Annotated in this window: 18 protein-coding genes; 7 read left to right on the top strand and 11 right to left on the bottom strand. The window is 73.1% G+C overall.

What is annotated here, in order from left to right; genetic code table 11:
- The gene (locus ACN260_RS19170; RefSeq protein WP_422752407.1) at window positions 1-216 is read right to left on the bottom strand and encodes a DUF3072 domain-containing protein; all 216 of its coding nucleotides are present in this window, start codon (window positions 214-216) and stop codon (window positions 1-3) included.
- Window positions 217-310: 94 nt separating this feature from the next.
- Here ACN260_RS19170 and ACN260_RS19165 point away from each other — a divergent pair, with 94 nt between their 5' ends.
- Window positions 311-1,258: an NAD(P)/FAD-dependent oxidoreductase gene (locus tag ACN260_RS19165; RefSeq protein ID WP_422756758.1), complete on the top strand. Its 948-nt coding sequence runs from the start codon at window positions 311-313 to the stop codon at window positions 1,256-1,258.
- A 69-nt stretch (window positions 1,259-1,327) separates the two neighbouring features.
- On the opposite strand, the gene ACN260_RS19160 is transcribed toward ACN260_RS19165, so the two are convergent.
- A complete protein-coding gene (locus ACN260_RS19160; protein ID WP_422752406.1) occupies window positions 1,328-2,623 on the bottom strand; it encodes a cation:proton antiporter in 1,296 nt (431 codons plus the stop codon).
- Window positions 2,624-3,262: 639 nt separating this feature from the next.
- Between ACN260_RS19160 and ACN260_RS19155 the strand changes: the two genes are divergently transcribed.
- Entirely contained in the window at window positions 3,263-3,955 is a 693-nt protein-coding gene (locus ACN260_RS19155) for a DUF6218 family protein (RefSeq protein ID WP_422752405.1), read from the top strand.
- 8 nt (window positions 3,956-3,963) lie between these two features.
- Window positions 3,964-5,184, top strand: a complete 1,221-nt coding sequence (locus tag ACN260_RS19150; RefSeq protein WP_422752404.1) for an exonuclease domain-containing protein — start codon at window positions 3,964-3,966, stop codon at window positions 5,182-5,184.
- 91 nt (window positions 5,185-5,275) lie between these two features.
- On the opposite strand, the gene ACN260_RS19145 is transcribed toward ACN260_RS19150, so the two are convergent.
- Window positions 5,276-7,396 carry an ATP-binding SpoIIE family protein phosphatase gene (locus tag ACN260_RS19145; RefSeq protein ID WP_422752403.1) on the bottom strand — a complete coding sequence of 707 codons (2,121 nt, stop codon included), beginning with the start codon at window positions 7,394-7,396 and terminating at the stop codon, window positions 5,276-5,278.
- A gap of 187 nt (window positions 7,397-7,583) precedes the next feature.
- Here ACN260_RS19145 and ACN260_RS19140 point away from each other — a divergent pair, with 187 nt between their 5' ends.
- Complete coding sequence (locus tag ACN260_RS19140; protein ID WP_422752402.1) at window positions 7,584-8,456, top strand: mechanosensitive ion channel family protein; 873 nt, start codon at window positions 7,584-7,586, stop codon at window positions 8,454-8,456.
- 62 nt (window positions 8,457-8,518) lie between these two features.
- On the opposite strand, the gene ACN260_RS19135 is transcribed toward ACN260_RS19140, so the two are convergent.
- Complete coding sequence (locus ACN260_RS19135; protein WP_422752401.1) at window positions 8,519-8,884, bottom strand: DUF6401 family natural product biosynthesis protein; 366 nt, start codon at window positions 8,882-8,884, stop codon at window positions 8,519-8,521.
- Between the two features lie 189 nt (window positions 8,885-9,073).
- Entirely contained in the window at window positions 9,074-10,003 is a 930-nt protein-coding gene (locus tag ACN260_RS19130) for a hypothetical protein (RefSeq protein ID WP_422752400.1), read from the bottom strand.
- A 206-nt stretch (window positions 10,004-10,209) separates the two neighbouring features.
- Between ACN260_RS19130 and ACN260_RS19125 the strand changes: the two genes are divergently transcribed.
- The gene (locus tag ACN260_RS19125) at window positions 10,210-11,043 is read left to right on the top strand and encodes a hypothetical protein (RefSeq protein WP_422752399.1); all 834 of its coding nucleotides are present in this window, start codon (window positions 10,210-10,212) and stop codon (window positions 11,041-11,043) included.
- A 19-nt stretch (window positions 11,044-11,062) separates the two neighbouring features.
- Here ACN260_RS19125 and ACN260_RS19120 read toward each other — a convergent pair whose 3' ends face one another.
- Window positions 11,063-11,275, bottom strand: a complete 213-nt coding sequence (locus ACN260_RS19120; RefSeq protein ID WP_422752398.1) for a hypothetical protein — start codon at window positions 11,273-11,275, stop codon at window positions 11,063-11,065.
- 161 nt (window positions 11,276-11,436) lie between these two features.
- On the opposite strand from ACN260_RS19120, the gene ACN260_RS19115 reads away from it, so the two are divergent.
- Window positions 11,437-12,630 carry an MFS transporter gene (locus ACN260_RS19115; RefSeq protein WP_422752397.1) on the top strand — a complete coding sequence of 398 codons (1,194 nt, stop codon included), beginning with the start codon at window positions 11,437-11,439 and terminating at the stop codon, window positions 12,628-12,630.
- A gap of 192 nt (window positions 12,631-12,822) precedes the next feature.
- Here ACN260_RS19115 and ACN260_RS19110 read toward each other — a convergent pair whose 3' ends face one another.
- The 4 genes from ACN260_RS19110 to ACN260_RS19095 all read right to left on the bottom strand — a co-directional run bounded on the left by ACN260_RS19110 (window position 12,823) and on the right by ACN260_RS19095 (window position 15,203).
- Window positions 12,823-13,086, bottom strand: a complete 264-nt coding sequence (locus ACN260_RS19110; RefSeq protein WP_422752396.1) for a hypothetical protein — start codon at window positions 13,084-13,086, stop codon at window positions 12,823-12,825.
- 116 nt (window positions 13,087-13,202) lie between these two features.
- Window positions 13,203-13,664, bottom strand: coding sequence for an SRPBCC family protein (locus tag ACN260_RS19105; protein ID WP_281899028.1), 462 nt, complete (start codon window positions 13,662-13,664; stop codon window positions 13,203-13,205).
- A 52-nt stretch (window positions 13,665-13,716) separates the two neighbouring features.
- Window positions 13,717-14,133 (bottom strand): DUF2795 domain-containing protein, encoded by a 417-nt coding sequence (locus ACN260_RS19100; RefSeq protein ID WP_422752395.1) that lies wholly within the window; start codon window positions 14,131-14,133, stop codon window positions 13,717-13,719.
- Between the two features lie 62 nt (window positions 14,134-14,195).
- Window positions 14,196-15,203 carry a YihY/virulence factor BrkB family protein gene (locus ACN260_RS19095; RefSeq protein WP_422752394.1) on the bottom strand — a complete coding sequence of 336 codons (1,008 nt, stop codon included), beginning with the start codon at window positions 15,201-15,203 and terminating at the stop codon, window positions 14,196-14,198.
- A 167-nt stretch (window positions 15,204-15,370) separates the two neighbouring features.
- On the opposite strand from ACN260_RS19095, the gene ACN260_RS19090 reads away from it, so the two are divergent.
- Window positions 15,371-15,772, top strand: coding sequence for a ChaB family protein (locus ACN260_RS19090; protein ID WP_422752393.1), 402 nt, complete (start codon window positions 15,371-15,373; stop codon window positions 15,770-15,772).
- A gap of 51 nt (window positions 15,773-15,823) precedes the next feature.
- On the opposite strand, the gene ACN260_RS19085 is transcribed toward ACN260_RS19090, so the two are convergent.
- A complete protein-coding gene (locus ACN260_RS19085; RefSeq protein ID WP_422752392.1) occupies window positions 15,824-17,257 on the bottom strand; it encodes an aldehyde dehydrogenase family protein in 1,434 nt (477 codons plus the stop codon).
- Window positions 17,258-17,269 lie beyond the last annotated feature (12 nt).

Here is a 17,269-nt window from a genome sequence, read left to right as displayed (position 1 = left end):
TCACCGGCCCCGGCCGGTCTCCTCCTGCAACTCGTCGATCCGCCGGGACGCCTCCGCCTTGGTCAGGTCGTCCGGCACCGCCTCGCCGGCCTCCCGGGCGAGGGTGTGCAGGTACGACTCCTGGGCGGCGGTCGGCGGTTCGTCCCCGGTCACCCACTCGTCCGGGTCCTTGATCGCCCCACGCGGGTCGGGCTGCTGGTCGTTGCGGTCGGTCATCACGTCCACCTCTCCTCGAACAGCCGTGCCAATACCCCGCCGGTCGCCCGCTCATGCCGGTCGCGGTGCCTACGATCATCCGGTGGACACGGATGTGATCGTGGTGGGTGCCGGCATCGCCGGGGTGGCGTGCGCCGGGGAACTGACGCGGGCGGGCGTACCGGTGCAGGTCCGGGAACGCGGTCGGGTGGCCGGGGGTCGGATGGCCAGCCGACGCTTCGACGGTCGCCCCGCCGACCTGGGGGCGGCGTACCTCACCGCCGACGACCCGGACTTCGTCGAGGTCGTCCGGCGCTGGCAGGCCGCCGGGCTGGTGCGGGAGTGGACCGACACCTTCGTCGCGTACGGCCCGGACGGCCGGCGGGAGGTGCCCGGACCGGTCCGCTGGGCCGCCCCGCGCGGGCTGCGCTCCCTGGTCGAGGCGCTGGCCCGGGAGTTGCCGGTGACCGTGGACCGGTTCGTGTCGGGCGTCGCGCCGGGCCCGCTGGTGGACGGCCGGCCCGCCGCCGCCGTGGCGCTGTGCACCCCGGGACCGCAGGCCGCCCTGCTGCTCGACCCGGCGCTGGCGGGGGCCACCCGGGCCGCCGTACGGCAGCGGTGGTCGCCGGTGCTCGCGGCGGTGCTGCGCTTCCCCGGCCGGCGGTGGGCCGACTTCCGGGGCGCCTTCGTCAACGACCACCCGGTGCTCGCCCTGGTCTGCGACGACGGCGACCGGCGGGGCGACGCCGCCCCGGTGCTGGTCGCCCACACCACGCCGGAGTTCGCCGCCGGGCACCTGGCCCAGCCCGGCGCGGCCGGCCCGGCGATCGAGGAGGCCGTGCGGGACCTGCTCGGGCTGCCGGACCCGGCCGAACTGGTCCACGTGCACCGGTGGACCTACGCCCGGCCGGTCGAACCGGACCCCGACGGCGGGTTCTTCCTCGACGACGACCTGGTCGGGCTGGCCGGGGACGCCTTCGGCAGGCCCCGGGTGCAGAGCGCCTGGCGCTCCGGCCGGGACCTGGGCCGGGAACTGGCCCGCCGGCTCACCACCGGTCGCTGACACCGCCGCCGCCACCGGCCCGGCCTGGCCTGGCCTGGCGAGGCCCACCCCCACCGTGCCCCGGCCCGGTCAGCTTCGGGCGCCGTCCAGGGCCGGTTCGTCGCGCCGGCCCCGCTCCGAGGGGTCGGCCGTGCGTTCACCGGCCCGGTCCAGCAACTGCATCACCGGGGTCGCGGCGATCCCGTGCACCACGACCGACACGACCACGACCAGGCCGACCGTCGCCCAGATCAGGTCAGCCTGGGCGAAGTCGGCCTTGGTGGTGGCGTACGCCAGGTAGTAGAACGAGCCGACGCCCCGGATGCCGAACGACGCGATCACCCAGTGCTCCGCCGGTCGACCCGGTGCCCCGCGCAGCGACAGCCACCCGAACAGCGGCCGGATGACGAACACCAGCGCCAGCCCGACCGTCGCCGCCTGCCAGGTGAGCGGGGCGAGCAGGCCGGTGATCACCGCGCCGCCGAACAGGAGCAGCAGCAGGACGGTCAGCAGCCGCTCGGTCTGCTCGGCGAAGTCGTGCAGCACGGCGTGGAACTCGTGGGTCCGCTCGGCGGCCCGGATCGCCCGCGCGGCGACGAAGACGGCCAGGAAGCCGTACCCGCCGATCACCTCCACCAGCCCGTACGCCAGGAAGGTGGCGGCCAGCGCGAGGAAGCCCTCGGCGTGCCGGGCCAGCCGCAGCTCGCTCGGGGCGCGGAAGAACAGCTTGCCGAGCAGCCAGCCGATCAGCAGGCCCCCGCCGATGCCGACGGCCAGCTTGTAGAGCACGTCGATGGTGAACCACTCGGCGAACCAGCCCGACGGGGCCAGCCCGGCGGTGGCGATCGCGATGGCCGCGTAGACGAACGGGAAGGCCAGGCCGTCGTTGAGGCCGGCCTCGGAGGTCAGCGCGAAGCGCACCTCGTCCTCGGAGTCCTCGGCGTCGGTGGGTTCGCCGACCTGCACGTCGGAGGCGAGCACCGGGTCGGTGGGGGCGAGGGCCGCGCCGAGCAGCAGCGCGGCGGCCGGCACCAGCCCCGCCCACCACCAGCCGAGCAGCGTCACCGCCGCGATGCACAGCGGCATCGCGATCGCCAGCAACCGCCAGGTGGACGACCATTTCCGCCAGCTCAACGGCCTGTCGATCTTGAGGCCGGCGCCCATCAACGCGACGATCACGCCGATCTCGGTCAGGTGGGTGGCGACCTGCGGGTACCGCAACGGGTCCGGCGCGGGCAGCCCGATCGGCAGGGCGAAGACCAGCATCCCGAGGCCGAGGAACGCTATCGGCATCGACAGCGGACGGCGCTCCAGCAGGCGGGGGAGCACCCCGGCCAGCAGGGCACCCACGCCCACCAGCGCGAACTCGACATCGACCAGTTCCACCCCGACCGCCTCTCACCCCCGGCCACCGGTGTGGGCGGGGGTGGGACTGTGCCCCGTCGATGGTCGGGCTAAGCCTGGGTGTCCGGCTTGTCTCCGCATGGTCGTTGCCGCGAGCCGCCCTCGCGGCGGGCTGAGAGGTGAGTGCGTCGACGGCTGCCCGCAACGTCCTCCGCACCGCAGAGGATGCGCGGCGGCGGTGCAGCCGACCGAACCCGCCCCGGACGGACCCCGGCAAGCCAGATGGCTCCGGACCAACCCAATCTGGTGGGCGTCGCTCAGGGGCCGCTGGTCCGACACGAGCATTGTTCTCGCCAGCCTCGAGACCAGTTTCCAAAACGGGGACCGGCTCTTCTGCTGCCGAGTCAGCTCGGAGCGCTGGTCGCTGAATTCCGTTGAGCAGTGCCGGTGGCTACGGAAAGGTTACTGCCGAGCTGGTCGGGGTTTTGCTGTCTTGAAGCCGACAGTTTGATGCCGGCACTGGCTCCTGTAGCGAAGTGGGCTGTCAGAAATATACGCAGGTGTGGGGCTGGTGTAGCGATTGGACGATCATGTCGCCCTGATGGGCGACCCAGGATGCCGACGGTGCCCGCTACGGTGATCGCTCGACGGTGACAATGGAGAGCGGCAGGGAGTTCCAGCATGGAGTCGTCCGACAGTGAGTTTTCTGCGCCGATCGATTATGTGCCTGGGGCACGTGGCCACGGAGTGTTAGCCACCGGCCCGGACGCCGACGGTAGCGAAGCACTTGCGGTCTGGTGCCTCAGCCCGACCGGTCGTGCCGGTGGAGCGTGGGTGGTCCGTATCGACGAGATCGAGGGCCATCCCGAGCATTTGCTCGGAATCATGTCGATGCTCCAGAATCGTTGTCTGGTCGACTGGGACAGGGAAGGCCCCAGTGCCGTCCTTGACAAGATCGCTGAGGTGATATCGGCTGAGCGGTTCATCGCCCTGCGGAATAGCATTCTCACCATTCCCGAGCTTCTGGCAGAAGTCGACGAACACAGGTCCAGGTACGCCGCAGCGGTCGAGCAGCACAGGGTGCACACCAAGTCTAAGCTCGCGCCGCTTGCATGGCCCTCAGAGATGCCGCTCCAGGAGGAACTCGTCGGGTGGGCTGGACGCACCGGCGCTGCGGCGGCATCACCTGTCGTAGCGACCGCATTGGGGATCACTGCCGCCGTCGCCAGCACCGCCCAACTGTGGCAAGACACCGAACAAGCGCGGTATCGGCGGGCCTATCTGCGCCCATTGGGTGACCCACAACCACTGCCGCCGCAATGGCTGGCGCGACTACGCGAGGCAGCCGGAAGTCCGTCCACGGTCTCAGCATAGGGAGCGATGTGTACGCAGTCATCGACCTGGAAACAACCGGTCTTCGTACCAGCTGGCACGACAGAATCGTCGAGGTAGCTGTCGTCCATGTCGATGCCAGTGGCCGCCTCACCGACGAGTGGTGCAGTCTGGTCAACCCGGATCGGGACCTCGGACCACAGGCCATCCACGGCATCTCCGCAGCTGAGGCTCGGCGCGCACCCTTTTTCGAGCAGGTGGCCGGGCACCTCGCCGGCATGCTGCGCGGTCGGGTGCTCGCCGCTCACAACCTCAACTTCGACGCCCAGTTCCTACACGCTGAATATCAGCGCGTGGGCATCCAGACACCGATCCCAGATGCTGCTGGCCTCTGCACGATGCAGTTGGCCCCGCACTTTCTGCCCTCAGCCGGTCGCAGCCTGCACGACTGCTGCCGTGCGGCGGGGCTGTCGCCACATCAGGCGCACTCAGCACTACACGATGCCCGCGCTGCCGCCCGTCTCCTGAGCTACTACCTTGCCGCCGCCGGCAACCCACCCCCGTGGGCAGACGCGGCAGCGGCGGCGGCTCGAGTGACCTGGCCTGCCATCGACGTTCGCCCGGTGACGGCCGTGCACCGCCGTGCCGCAGGCCAGCGCGAGCAGCATTTCCTTGCGCGGCTGGTGGACCGGCTGCCACGCCTGCGTGAGCCACAGGGTGACGTCTACCTGGACCTGCTCGACCATGCACTCCTCGATCGGCACATCTCTGCCACGGAGGCTGAGGCGCTCGTCGCCATGGCGGAGAAGCTCGGGCTTGCTCGCGTGGATGTCGAACACCTGCACCGAACCTATCTGGCGAGCCTGGCGGCTGTTGCGCTTGAAGACGGCATCCTGACCGCTGACGAGCGTGACGACCTGGATCAGGTGGCGGTGCTTCTCGGCTTGCGTCGGGTTGACGTCGATAAGGCGTTGGCTGCACCACCCACCACCGTTCCCGGTCAGCGCCGCCCCGACGCCTGGCAGCTTCAGCGAGGAGACCTGGTGGTTTTCACCGGTGCGATGGAGCCGCCGCGATGGGAATGGGAGGAGGAAGCGCGCGCAGCAGGGTTGAGTGTGGGAAGCACTGTCACCAAAAAGACGCAGCTGCTCGTTGCCGCGGATCCGGACACCATGTCCGGAAAGGCCAAGAAGGCCCGCCAGTACGGCATCCCGATTGTGCACCCCACCGCGTATCACAAGCTGATCAACGGACTCGCTGCCGCCGTCTAGTGCCTCGGTGGCTGGTGCCTGCCGTCAGGAACACGGTCAGCCGAGTCGCTGCGACGGGCACCGGTCCCGCGTGAGCCCGGGGGACTCCCGGTCAGCCGGTGGGTAGGAGGATCTCGAACCAGACCGTCGAGCCCCGGACCGTCGGGTCGGTGCCCCAGGCGTCGGAGAGCTGTTCGATCAGCCCGAGGCCCCGGCCCCGGCTGCTCAGCGTGTCGGTCTGGGCGCGGGTCACCGAGCCCCGGGTGCCCGAGTCGGCCACCGACACCAGCAGCCGCTCCGGGCTCAGGTCGATCTCCACCCGGGCGGCGGTGCCGGCGTGCAGCAACGCGTTGGTGGTCAGCTCGCTGGTGCACAGCACCGCCGCGCCGATCACCGCCTCGGGCACCTGCCACTCGGCCAGCTGCGCGGTCATCCAGTGGCGTACCCGGCTGGGCGCGGTCGGCTCGGCGGGCATCTCCATCCCCGCCGACCGGCTCGGCTTGAGCGCGTGCTCGACCGCGAGCACCGCCACGTCGTCCTCGGTGGCGCCGGGGACCGCGCCGGTGGCGACCGCACACAGCGCCCGGGGGTCACCGCTGGCGGCCCCGGCCACCGCCGCCGCCAACCCGGCCAGGCCGGCGGTGAGGCTCTGCCGCCGCCGCTCGACCACCCCGTCGCTGTAGAGCAGCAGGGTGTCGCCGGGGGCGAAGGGCACGGTCGCGGTGGGCGGCCGGCACCCCAACCCCAGGGGCGCGCCGGTCGGCAGTTCGACGAAGACGGCGGTGGCGAGGCCGTCCGGCCCGGTCCGCCGGATCAGCGGCGGGGGATGACCGGCGCTGGCCAGGGTGATCTCGCCCCGGTCGGCGTCGACCACCCCGAAGGCCACCGTCACGAACAGCTCGTGGGTGCCGGTCTCGGTGCCCAGGCTCGCCACCAGCCGGTCCAGCCCGGCCAGGACGGCGTCCGGGCGGGGATCGGTCAGCGCCAACGCCCGCAGCGCGGCGCGTACCTGCCCCATCCGGGCCGCCGCCTGCACGTCGTGCCCGGCGACGTCACCCAGCACCACGCCCAGGTCGCCGGAGGGCAGCAGGAACGCGTCGTAGAAGTCACCCCCGGCGGCGTTGCCGTCGACCCCGGGGTCGTAGCGGGCGGCGATGCGCAGCCGGGGCAGCGCCGGCAACTGCTCCGGGAGCATGCTGCGTTGCAGCAGCTGGGCGGTGCCGTGCTGGGTCTCGAACCGGCGGGCGCGCTCCGCCGCCTGGCCGACCAGCTCGGCCGAGGCGGCCAGCAGCGCCCGTTCCGCCGCCGTCCAGCCGTGCGGGGTCTGGTAGCCCACGGCGAGCCCGCCACGGATCACCGACGAGCGCAGCGGCAGCGCGGCCAGCGAACGGATCTTCTGGTCGTGCCGGTCGACGGCGGTGTCCCGCAGCGGTTGGCCGTCGCCGGCGAAGAAGGGCACCCCGCTGCGCGCGCCGACCACCACCGGCGCGGTGGTGTCCGCCGGGACCGGCCGCCACAGCGGGGGCAGCCGCTCGTCGGCCTCGTCGAGCAGTTCGCCCCGGATCCGGCGGACCAGTCGCCAGGCGGGGCCGTCGTCGACGGCGAAGGACACCTGGTCGGCGTCGAAGGAGTGCAGCGCGTAGCGCAGCGTCACCCGGGCCACGTCGTCGAGGGTGAGGGTGCCCGACAGCGCCGCGGCGAAGTCGGACAGGCTCTGCAACTGCTGGGTGAGCTGGCTGGTCTGGGCGGCGACGGTGAGCACGCCGACGATCCGCCCGGTGCTGTCGCGGACCGGGGAGTGGCCCCTGGTGAAGACGGTGTGTTCGCCGGTGCCCTGCTGGTGGACGGGGAGCACCGACTCCTTCTGGAGGAAGGACTCGCCGTGCCGGTAGGCCCGCTCGATGACCTCGCCGACGCCGGGGGCGTGCCACAGGTCGGCGTAGACCTCCGGGGCGGGCCGGCCCATCGCGTCCGGGTGCCGGTCGCCGATCACCTCCGCGTACGCCTGGTTGTAGAGCAGCACGAAGTCGTCGCCGTAGTGCAACGCCATCGGTACGGGGCAGGACAGGATCACGTCGACCAGGACGCGGATGGTCACGTCCCAACCCTGTTGCGGACCCAGCGGGGTGTCGGCCCACGGGTGGGCGGGCACGGCCGCCGCCTCCGGTTCGACCCCGGCCGGCCCCGGTGCGGGGGTTGGTGACGTCGGGACCCGCCCGACCGTGCCTGGCATGCCCGCAGCCTATCCGGAGCCGGCCCGGACGACCCGATCATGCCCGGCGCATCCACTGACGCCGACGTTCGTGCAGTTCCGGCCATTTTTATGCAGACATGTCGGGAAAATCGGTGCGGATTCTCCGGCGTGCTGCTGCGGCGGACGGGTAACCGGGCGGCGCAGTCCATTGGACAGGAGGGACATCATGCCGGAAACCCTTGCGGTCAGGCAGGTCGACATCGGTAGCGCCTTGACCGACATGTGGCGGTCGGTGCTGCTGTTCGTGCCGAGAGCCATCGCGTTCATCGTCATCCTCGTGGTGGGCTGGCTCATCGCCCGCGCGGTACTCAAGATCGTGGACGCGGCGTTGGAACGGGTGGGCTTCGACCGGGCGGTCGAACGGGGCGGGATCAGACGCGCGTTGGAACGCACCAAGTACGACGCCAGTGACATCCTGGCCCGCCTGGCGTACTACGCGGTGCTGCTGTTCACTCTGCAGTTCGCGTTCGGGGTGTGGGGACCCAACGCGATCAGCGACCTCATCCGGGGCGTGGTGGCCTGGCTGCCGCGCGCGTTCATCGCGATCGTCATCGTGGTCGTGGCCGCCGCCATCGCCAACGCCGTGCGGGACCTGGTCTCCGGCGCGCTCGGCGGCCTGTCGTACGGCAAGGTGCTGGCCGACCTGACGGCCATCTTCATCCTGGCGCTCGGGGTGATCGCCGCGCTGAACCAGGTCGGCATCGCCACCACGGTCACCACGCCGGTCCTGATCGCGGTGCTCGCCACCGTGGCCGGCATCCTGATCGTCGGCGTCGGCGGTGGCCTGGTGAAGCCGATGCAGTCCCGCTGGGACGGCTGGCTGGACCGGGCGGCCGAGGAGTCGCGGGCGGTCCAGGAGCACCGGCGGGCCCGTACGGCCGGGCAGGGCGACATGAGCCGGCAGATGGCCGACCGGGGCGGCGAGCGGACGCAGGCCATGCCGCGCGTCGACGAGGCCCGCACGATGGCCGGCGGCCGGGGCACCTACCAGTCCGGCGTCGGCGACGAAACCCAGCAGTTCGGTCGTCCGGGCAGCTGAGTCGGCAGTACCACCGGGACGGGTGTCCGCGCGAGGCGGGCACCCTTCCGGCGTGAACCGGGTCAGGCCGGGTCGAGGTGCCGGGGGTCGAGGGTGCGGGCCAGGGCGCAGACCGCGAGCAGGCGGACCAGCACCCAGTCCGGGGCGGTGAAGTCCACCGCGCCCTCGGGGAACAGGCCGTGCGCGCGGGCGGTGTCGCGTACCCCCTCGGCGTAGCCGGCCAGGGCGGCCGGGGTCAGCGGCCGGCGGTCACCGTCGAGGCTGTCCCGGACGGCGGCGGCGTGCTGGTCGACCAGCGCGAGCAGACCGGGCCGGGCCGCGGCGGCAGCGAGACCCGGGGCACCGACCGAGGCGCTGAGCAGGGCCAGGTGGGAGCGCGCCGCGCGCGCGGCGGTCCGGGTCGCGACCTGGGGGTACGGCACTCGCATGAGGACCGAGGTTAACCACCCGGTAACCCCTCCGGAGTCGGCCAGCCGGCCGGTCCGGGTTCCCCCGCCGGTCGACCGGCCCTCCACCACCGGGACCGATCCGCCCCCGGGGCGCGGACGGCGCACCGGCGACCGTCGGCGTCGGGGCGGACAGCGACGGGACGCGACGTCGGAATCCGCCCCGGCGGGTCAGGGGGTCAACGACCCGAGCAGCACGGTGCCGCCGCACGGCACCTGCCCGACGTTGCCGACGGTCAGCACGTACTGCCGTTGCCGGGAGCCGTCCGGGTTGGCCCGTTGCACGTACCGGCTCCGGGTCACCTCCAACTGGCAGGGGGTGCCCCCGGCGGCCCCCGCCGGGGCCAGGCCGGGCAGGTAGACCGCGGTCAGCGGGTTGGCGTTGTTCCAGGTCCAGGTGGCCGAGGCCCCGACGGGTAGCGTCCCGGTCGACCACGACGCCGACGGGTCGGTGTGGGCGAGCTGGAACTGACCGGAGCAGGTGACCGTGCCGATGTTGCGGAGCACGAAGTAGAACTTGCGTACCCCGTCCGGTTCCTGCCGGTACCAGCTGCGGGTGATCTCCAACTGGCAGGCGGCCGTCGCGGTCGCCCCGGTCGGCGTCACCCCCAGCAGGTACGACACGGTGGGCGCGATCTGCTCCACCCAGCCGTAGTTGCCGCTGGCCCCGGGCGCGAGCGCGCCTGTCGACCAGTCGTGGGTCGGCGTCAGCCAGGACAGCAGGACGGTGGCCGTGCAGGTGAGCGTGCCGCTGTTACGGACCACGAAGTGGAACCGCCGCTCGCCGCCCGGCTCCCGTGAGTACCAGGTCCGGGTCACCTCGAACTGGCAGGGGATGGTGTCGCCGGCCCCGGTGGGGGACAGCCCCACCTGGTAGGCGGCATTGAGCGGGTTGGCGTTGTTCCACACCCAGCCCTGGCTGACGCCCGGCGCGACCGGGCCGGTCGACCAGGTCGCCTGCGCGGCGGCGCTGCGTACGGCGGCGAGGTCGCGGGCGTTCCGCTCGCCGCCGCCCGGGGCCGCCGCCGCCGGGGTCGGGGCGAACGCCACCACCGCCAGCAGGCCCAGCAGCCACGTCCACACCGTCGGTCGTCTCGTCACGGTCGGCGCTCCTCGGGTCGGGCTGCCGGGGTACGGCGACCGGGGCGTGCCGGGTGCCGGGCCCCGGTGCCGGTGTGCGGCGGCATGCCGACAAGGTCGCACACCGGTGGCCGTCGTGGCGGGGCCGATATCCGACAGCGCGGGACGACGACCCGGGCGGTCCGGCGTCGCTACAGTCCAGATCCCACCCGGAAGGAATCCCACCGATGGCCCTGTCCCGTTCCGCCCGCCGGTGGTTCGGCGCGCGCCTCGCCGGCGCCGTCGCCCTGGCCCTGACCGTGCCGCTCGCCCATCCCGGGGCGGCCGTGGCCGGCACCGCGCTCGGCGACGGCGACGTGCAGATCGCCCGGACCGCGCAGGACTACACCTACCGCACCTACCAGCGGCACTGGTCGGTGGTCGCCGTGCAGCCCGCCGCCACCGCCGACTGGGACCTGACCCTGCGCGACGCCGCCGGCAGCACGCTCGCCACCAGCCTCTACGGGCTCGGTCGCACCGACTTCGTGGTGGTCGACTCCACGGCCGGACACCGGCCGTTCGGTACCTACACGGCCGCGGTCACCGCGTACACCCCCGGCGTGTACTGGGTGCAGCAGCGGACGGACACCGCCACGATCACCCTGCCGCCGGTGACGCACTCCGGCACCACCGGCGCGGCCGACCCCGACCTGACCTTCTCCAGCCTCGTCGACCACGACCTGGTCACCGTCGCCGACCTCTGGCTGACGGCGGGGGAGTCGTTCTGGGCGCACACCACGACGGCCGCGTCCTCGCTGCTGCTGGCCGAAAGCGACCCGGCCGACCCGACGAGCTTCGTCCAGAGCCGGGCCACCGTGGCGGCCCGGCAGCACACCGAGGTCATCGACGGCTGCACCCGGTACACCGCGCAGCGCACCGGCTGGCACGCCCTGATCCAGATCGGCGACCGCGCGCCGAGCGCACATGTCCCGACGCAGGGGACCGGGTACGCCCTGCACCGGATCGACCCGGCCCGCCCGCTCAGCTGCCCGCAGCGGGAGTTTCCCGGCCCGACCCCGTGACCCGGGGCCGCCGGGGGGTTCAGTCCGCGCTGGTGGCGTCGGCCGGGCGACGACGGCTGGCGTCGTCGGCGATGATCACGGTGGCCACCATGAGCGCGACGCAGAGGCTGAACAGCCACGAGTCGTCGGCGGAGAACCTGGCGGAGACCGGGGCCTGGATGGCGGCGAGCAGGAAGCCGAGCCAGGCCAGGCGACGCTGACGAGGGGTGAGGAAACCGGAGCCCTGTTGCATCCCGAAAGTCTTGCGCGACCCGTTCGGATTACCGTCAGCCGAACGGCGGATTCTGGACGACCTGTCCGGTTTACTGCCCGTCCGGGCGTTCCAAACCACCGGTTCGGGGGAGGCGACAATCACGTCGACCCGTTCTCGGTGATGCGGCAGGATGAGCCTCCGTGTCCGTCGCCCCGCCCCGTACCTCCCTGCTCCTGCTCGCCTACCTCGCGTTCGTCAGCCTCGGCCTGCCCGACGGTCTGCTCGGCGTCGGCTGGCCCTCCATCAGCGCCGAGTTCGGCGTACCGACCGGCGCGGTCGGGCTGGTGCTCACCGCCGGCACGATCGGGTACCTGACCTCCAGCGTGCTGGCCGGGTTCACCCTCGCCCGGCTGGGCGTGGGCCGGCTGCTGGCCGGTAGCACCCTGCTGGCCAGCCTCGCGCTGACCGGGTACGCCAGCGCGCCGGCGCTGACCGTGCTGATCGGCTGTGCGCTGGTGCTCGGCCTGGGCTCCGGGGCGATCGACTCCGGTCTCAACGCGTACGCCGCCGGGGCGTTCGGCCCCCGGCACATGAACTGGATGCACGCCTTCTTCGGCCTCGGCGTGGCCATCGGCCCGCTGGTGATGACCGCCATGCTGAGCACCGGGGCCGGCTGGCGCTGGGGGTACGCGGTCACCGCCGCCGCCCAGCTCGCGCTGGCCACCGCGTTCGCGCTCACCGTCAGCGCCTGGCGGGACCGTACGGCTGCCTCCACGCCGTCGCACGCCGCCCCGGCCGACCCGACGGTGCCGGCGGTGGTGCGGATCGCCGAGACGCTCCGGTTGCCCGCCGTCTGGTTCGGCGCGCTCGCCTTCGCCGTCTACGTGGCCATCGAGGTGTCCGCCGGGCTCTACGCGTTCCTGCTGCTCACCGAGGGGCGGGGGGTGTCCGCCGCGGCCGCCGGGGTGGCGGTCTCCGGCTACTGGGGCAGCCTCTTCGTCGGGCGGGTGGTGCAGGGGCTGGTCGCCGAGCGGCTCGGCACCGCCCGGGTGCTGCGGGGCAGCCTGCTGGGCATGGCCGTCGGGGCGGTGCTGATCGCGCTGCCGGGGCCGGGCTGGGTGACGGTGGCCGGCCTGGTCGTGCTCGGGTTCGCCGCCGCGCCCGTGTTCCCACTGCTCACCCTGAGCACCGCCGAACGGGTCGGCCGGCAGCACGCCGACCGGGTGATCGGCGTGCAGATCGGCGCCGCCGGCATCGGGGCGGCCCTCATCCCGGCCGGGCTGGGCGTGCTGCTCGGCGACACGTCGGTGCGGCTGCTCGGCCCGGCGCTGACGGTGCTGGCGGTGGCGCTGCTGGTGGCGCACGCGGCAGCAGCCCGCCGCACCGCCGACTGAACGGCCGCCACCCGCCGGCCGCCCGAGCCGCCCGATCGGCGAACGCGGAGACCGACCCGCCCCGCACGCCGCCGGACCGAAGGGCGCGACGTCCCGCAACGATGGGGCCGATGTTGCGGTGTCCGGACCGTGGTGTCCGCGCAACGGGGCCGATAGCGGGGCATCCACGACGGCTGCCCGGCCCCGGAGGCGTCACATGGTGTCGGGTCCGGTGCGTCCCGTCGTGGAGGGGCGGTAGGCGCGCTCGGTGTCGGTCATCTCCCGGCGCCCGGTCTGCGGGCCGGCACCCCGGTCCACCGGTTCGGGGCCGTGCCCGAAGGTGGCCTCCTCGCCCGCGTCGTTGCCGGTCGGGTCGTCGGCCTGCCCGTCGATGGTGGACCTGGCGATCGCCCGGTCCAACTCCTCAAGCGGGGTCTTCCGCTCATCCCGCCACACCCTGCCGTCGTTGTCCGTCATACCTCCGCGGTACCCCGACCCGATGATCGCAAACGGTCGTACCCGGACGCGGCGACGGCCGCCGGGCGAGCCGGCGGCCGTCGGGGTCGTACGTCCGTGTCGGGGGAGGCGGGGAATCAGGGCTGCGGCCGGTCGACCGACCCGCGCCACGCTCCGGTCTCCTGACCGCGACGCTCGATGAACTGCTTGAACCGCTCCAGGTCGCCCTTGGCCCGCCGGTCGACCACACCCAGCTTGTCGCCGGCCTGCTCGACCACGCCGTGCGGCTCGAAGTCCATCTGCAGGGTGACCCGGGTATTGCCCTCGTCGAGCCGGTGGAACGTCACCACACCGGCCTGCTGGGTGCCACCCGTCGACTTCCAGGCCACCCGCTCGTCGGGGAGCTGCTCGGTGATCTCGGCGTCGAACTCACGCTTGACCCCGGCGATCTCCACCGTCCAGTGGGTCATCGTCTCCGACAGCTGCCGGACCTCCTGCACCCCCTCCATGAAGTGGGGGAACTCCTCGAACTGGGTCCACTGGTCGTACGCGGTCCGTACCGGTACCGACACGTCCACGTGCTCGATGACGCCGCTCATGCGAAATCCTCCTCTGGCCGCTGGTGTCCGTCCGGATCGTGGGCCGATCCGGTCACCAACGCGTCGTCTCGTTCCGGTGCCCGAGTGCGGCCCACACCTCGGAAATCGTCTGGAAACGGGTGCTCTCCGGCAGGCGCTCCAGGGCGGCCACCAGGTCGTCGGGCGCGTCGTTCTCCCGCGCGTTGGCGACCAGCGCCAGCCGGTCCCCGGGCAGGGCCGTCATCGTGATGAACCGACCCAGCCGGCTGCGCGCCTCCACGTCCTGCGAGGTCATCCCCTGCGGGGTGCCGGTGCGCAGGTCGCCCGCCGGAGCCGTGGTCGCGCCCGGCTGGTCCTCGCCGGCCGGCTCCGCCTCGCGGAACTCCTCGACCCGGGAACCACCGGCGCCGGACCCCTGGACGAGGCCGCTGACCTCCTGGCTCATCTGGTCGTCGACCCTCGGTGCGTGCTTGCTGCTCCCACGTTCCATGTCTGTTGTGCTACCCGCGCCCGCCCCGGGGAAACACCGGCCCGGACGCCGGACCCGACGGGTCACGGACCGGCGGTGGTCTTCGGCGGCAGCACCGGCTCGCCCGGATCGTCCTCGCCCGCCTGCAACCGACGTCCGCGCTGCAACTCCGCGTTGATCTGCACCCCGAACATCAGCGCCGAGTTCGACAGGTACAGCCACACCAGGAAGGCGATGACCGCGCCCAGGCTGCCGTAGGTGACGTCGTACGAGCCGAAGTTGGCCACGTACAGGCCGAAGCCGAAGGAGACGACGATCCAGGACAGCAGGGCCACCGCCCCGCCCGGGGTGAGCCACCGGAACCGGGGCTGCCGGACGTTGGGGGCGATCCAGAACATCAGCGACAACAGCGTCATCATCACCATGGCCAGCACCGGCCACTTCACGACGCCCCACAGCGTCCGGGCCAGCCCACCGGCACCCACCAGGTCGCCCACCGCGTCGGTCACCGGCCCGCTGACGATCAGGCCCAACGCCACCACCGCGAGCAGCAGCAGCGACACCCCGGCCAACCCGATCTGCAACGGGCGCAGCCGGTAGAACGGCCGGCCCTCCTCGACGCCGTAGATCGCGTTGGAGGCCCGGGTGAACGCGCCGATGAACCCCGACGCCGACCACAACGCGCCCAGCAGACCGAAGCTGAGCAGCACCTTCGTCCCGCTCTGCTGGTCGACCACGGTGCGCACCACCGACACGAAACCCTCGTTGCCGACCACCGAGCCGGCCCCGATGTCGCGGGCCAGGTCCAGCACGGTGTCCACCGTCCGCTCGCCGTCGGAGACCAGCCCCACCAGGGCCACCACCACGACCGTGGACGGGAACAGGGCGAGCACCCCGTAGTAGGTCAACGCCGCCGCCCAGTCGGCGCAGTTGTCCTTCACGAAACCCCGCCCGCTGCGGACCAGCACCCCCCGCCAGGTGGACCAGCTCAACTGGCGCATCCGCCGGGGAATCCGTAGCTGCGGTCCGTCATCGGCGACCCTGGTCGGCTCCGTCGTCGCTGCTCCGGTCGGCTCCGTCGTCGCTGCCATGTTCGGCTCCTCGTCGCCCGACGACCCGGCGGACCCGGCGTCCGGCGCGCGTCTGGGCGGGGCGGTACCCGACGGCGGAAATCGACAAACCCGACGTCGGTGTTTGCCGCAGCCGGCCCAGGGAACGGTCCGGTCAGCCAGACGACGTCGACGCGGAGGAGGACGGGATGCCCGGGCGCGAGGTACTGCCCAGCACGCTGCGACGCTCCCCGGAGAAGGCACAGCGCACCTGGGAGAAGACGCACGACTCGGCGGTGGAGACCTACGGCGACGGGGAGCGCGCGCACCGCGCCGCCTTCGCCGCCGTCAAGCACAGCTTCGAGAAGGTCGGCGACCACTGGGAGCCCAAGGGCCGCAAGGGGCCCAGCGACCGGCAGGCCGAAGGCGGTGGCCCCGCCCGCCGGGCCCCCACCGCCGGTGGGGTCGACGCCAACGCCACCAAGGACCACCTGATGCAGGTGGCGAGGAAACTGGACGTGCCCGGCCGCAGCCGGATGACCAAGCCGGAACTGGTCAGGGCCATCGAGAAGGCCAACAACCGGGCCACCCGCAAGGCCCGCGGCGACTGACCGGGGGTACGCGCGAAACGCGGGGCCGCCCCGGACCGGGGCGGCCCCGGCTCACCAGTGCCCGCCGGCCGGCGCTTGCAGGTGCACCGCCTTGACCGTGCTGAACTCGTCCAGCAGTTCCGGGCCGTACCCGAAGCCCTGGCCGCTGCCCCGGCGCGGCTGCGCGGCACCGCCCGGCGCGCCCCCGAACACCGCGTTGACCTTCACCGTGCCCACCGGCAGCTCCCGGAAGGCCCGCTGCGCGTGGCTCATCGACCCGGTCAGCACCGTCGCCGCCAGCCCGTACGGCGAGTCGGCGGCACACCGCAGCGCCTCGCTGAACGAGTCCACCGTCACCACGGCCGCCACCGGCCCGAACGTCTCCTCCCGGACCAGGGTCATCTCGTGCCGGCAGTCGGTGACCACCGTCGCCGGATAGAACGCCCCCGGCCCGTCCGGCAGCACCCCACCGGCGCGCAGCGTCGCACCCTGCGCCACCGCCGCCGTGACCTGCCCGTGCACCTGGTCGCGGTGCCGCCGGTCGACAAGCGGGCCCAGCTCGGTCGCCGGGTCGCGGCCCGGCCCGACCACCAGCGCCCCGGCCCGCTCCACCAGCGCGTCGACGAAGTCCTCCGCGACGTCGCGGTGCGCGTAGATCCGCTCCACCGCCACGCAGAGCTGCCCGGCGTTGGCGAACGCGCCGAGGGCCGCCTGCTCGGCCGCCCAGCGCGGGTCCACCCCGGCGTCGACCACCAGCGGGTCGCTGCCGCCGTTCTCCAGCAGCGCCTTGGCCCCGGTCCGGGCGCAGGCCGCCGCGATCGCCCGGCCGGTCGCGCTGGCCCCCACGTGCGCCACCACGTCCACCGGCTGCGCGGCCAACGCGGCACCCACCTCGGCACCCCCGGTCAGCAGGGACAGCACCCCCGCCGGGAAGACCCCGTCGAAGAGCCGGGCCAGCAGCCACCCGGTGACCGGGGTCCGCTCGCTCGGCTTGTAGAGCACCACGTTGCCGGTGACCAGGGCCGCGCCGAGCAGGCCGCAGGAGACCGCCACCGGGTCGTTCCACGGGGTGATCGCGGCGACCACGCCGCGGGGCTGCGGCAGCATGAAGTCGAGCGCGTCGCCGTCGCCGTGCAACGTCCGGCCGCCACGCAGCGGGCCCAGCTCGGCGTACTGGCGCAGGGTGCCGACGCCGGCCGCCACCCCGCCCCGGGCGTCGCCCAGCGGCTTGCCCATCTCCGCCGTCGTCGCGGCGGCCAGTTCCTCGGCCGCCGCCGCCACCGCTTCCGCCGCCTCGTGCAGCAGCGCCGCCCGCCCGGCCGCCGACGTCGCCGCCCACCCGGCGGCCGTCTCCCGGGCCGCCTCCACCGCCTTGGCGACCTCGTCGGCCGTCGCCACCGGCACGGTGCCGACCGGCCGGCCGTCCGCCGGATCGAGGACGGTCAGCTCACCACCCGCCCCGCCCGCGCCCCACACCCCACCGATGAGTTGCTCCACCCGGTACATGCGGCGGGATGC

The sequence above is a fragment of the Micromonospora sp. WMMD708 genome, from assembly GCF_049315245.1.
In the GTDB taxonomy this organism is placed as follows: domain Bacteria; phylum Actinomycetota; class Actinomycetes; order Mycobacteriales; family Micromonosporaceae; genus Micromonospora; species Micromonospora wenchangensis.
Note: the sequence above shows the minus strand (reverse complement) of the source record. Positions and strands in the feature narration are given on the sequence as shown.

What these genes read in the sequence shown, in the direction of transcription:
- ACN260_RS19120 (WP_422752398.1), bottom strand. Translation starts at nt 11,275, where the DNA reads ATGCAACAGGGCTCCGGTTTCCTCACCCCTCGTCAGCGTCGCCTGGCC.
- ACN260_RS19110 (WP_422752396.1), bottom strand. Translation starts at nt 13,086, where the DNA reads ATGACGGACAACGACGGCAGGGTGTGGCGGGATGAGCGGAAGACCCCG.
- ACN260_RS19090 (WP_422752393.1), top strand. Translation starts at nt 15,371, where the DNA reads ATGCCCGGGCGCGAGGTACTGCCCAGCACGCTGCGACGCTCCCCGGAG.
- ACN260_RS19155 (WP_422752405.1), top strand. Translation starts at nt 3,263, where the DNA reads ATGGAGTCGTCCGACAGTGAGTTTTCTGCGCCGATCGATTATGTGCCT.
- ACN260_RS19105 (WP_281899028.1), bottom strand. Translation starts at nt 13,664, where the DNA reads ATGAGCGGCGTCATCGAGCACGTGGACGTGTCGGTACCGGTACGGACC.
- ACN260_RS19095 (WP_422752394.1), bottom strand. Translation starts at nt 15,203, where the DNA reads ATGGCAGCGACGACGGAGCCGACCGGAGCAGCGACGACGGAGCCGACC.
- ACN260_RS19100 (WP_422752395.1), bottom strand. Translation starts at nt 14,133, where the DNA reads ATGGAACGTGGGAGCAGCAAGCACGCACCGAGGGTCGACGACCAGATG.
- ACN260_RS19140 (WP_422752402.1), top strand. Translation starts at nt 7,584, where the DNA reads ATGCCGGAAACCCTTGCGGTCAGGCAGGTCGACATCGGTAGCGCCTTG.
- ACN260_RS19170 (WP_422752407.1), bottom strand. Translation starts at nt 216, where the DNA reads ATGACCGACCGCAACGACCAGCAGCCCGACCCGCGTGGGGCGATCAAG.
- ACN260_RS19135 (WP_422752401.1), bottom strand. Translation starts at nt 8,884, where the DNA reads ATGCGAGTGCCGTACCCCCAGGTCGCGACCCGGACCGCCGCGCGCGCG.
- ACN260_RS19145 (WP_422752403.1), bottom strand. Translation starts at nt 7,396, where the DNA reads ATGCCAGGCACGGTCGGGCGGGTCCCGACGTCACCAACCCCCGCACCG.
- ACN260_RS19125 (WP_422752399.1), top strand. Translation starts at nt 10,210, where the DNA reads ATGGCCCTGTCCCGTTCCGCCCGCCGGTGGTTCGGCGCGCGCCTCGCC.
- ACN260_RS19085 (WP_422752392.1), bottom strand. Translation starts at nt 17,257, where the DNA reads ATGTACCGGGTGGAGCAACTCATCGGTGGGGTGTGGGGCGCGGGCGGG.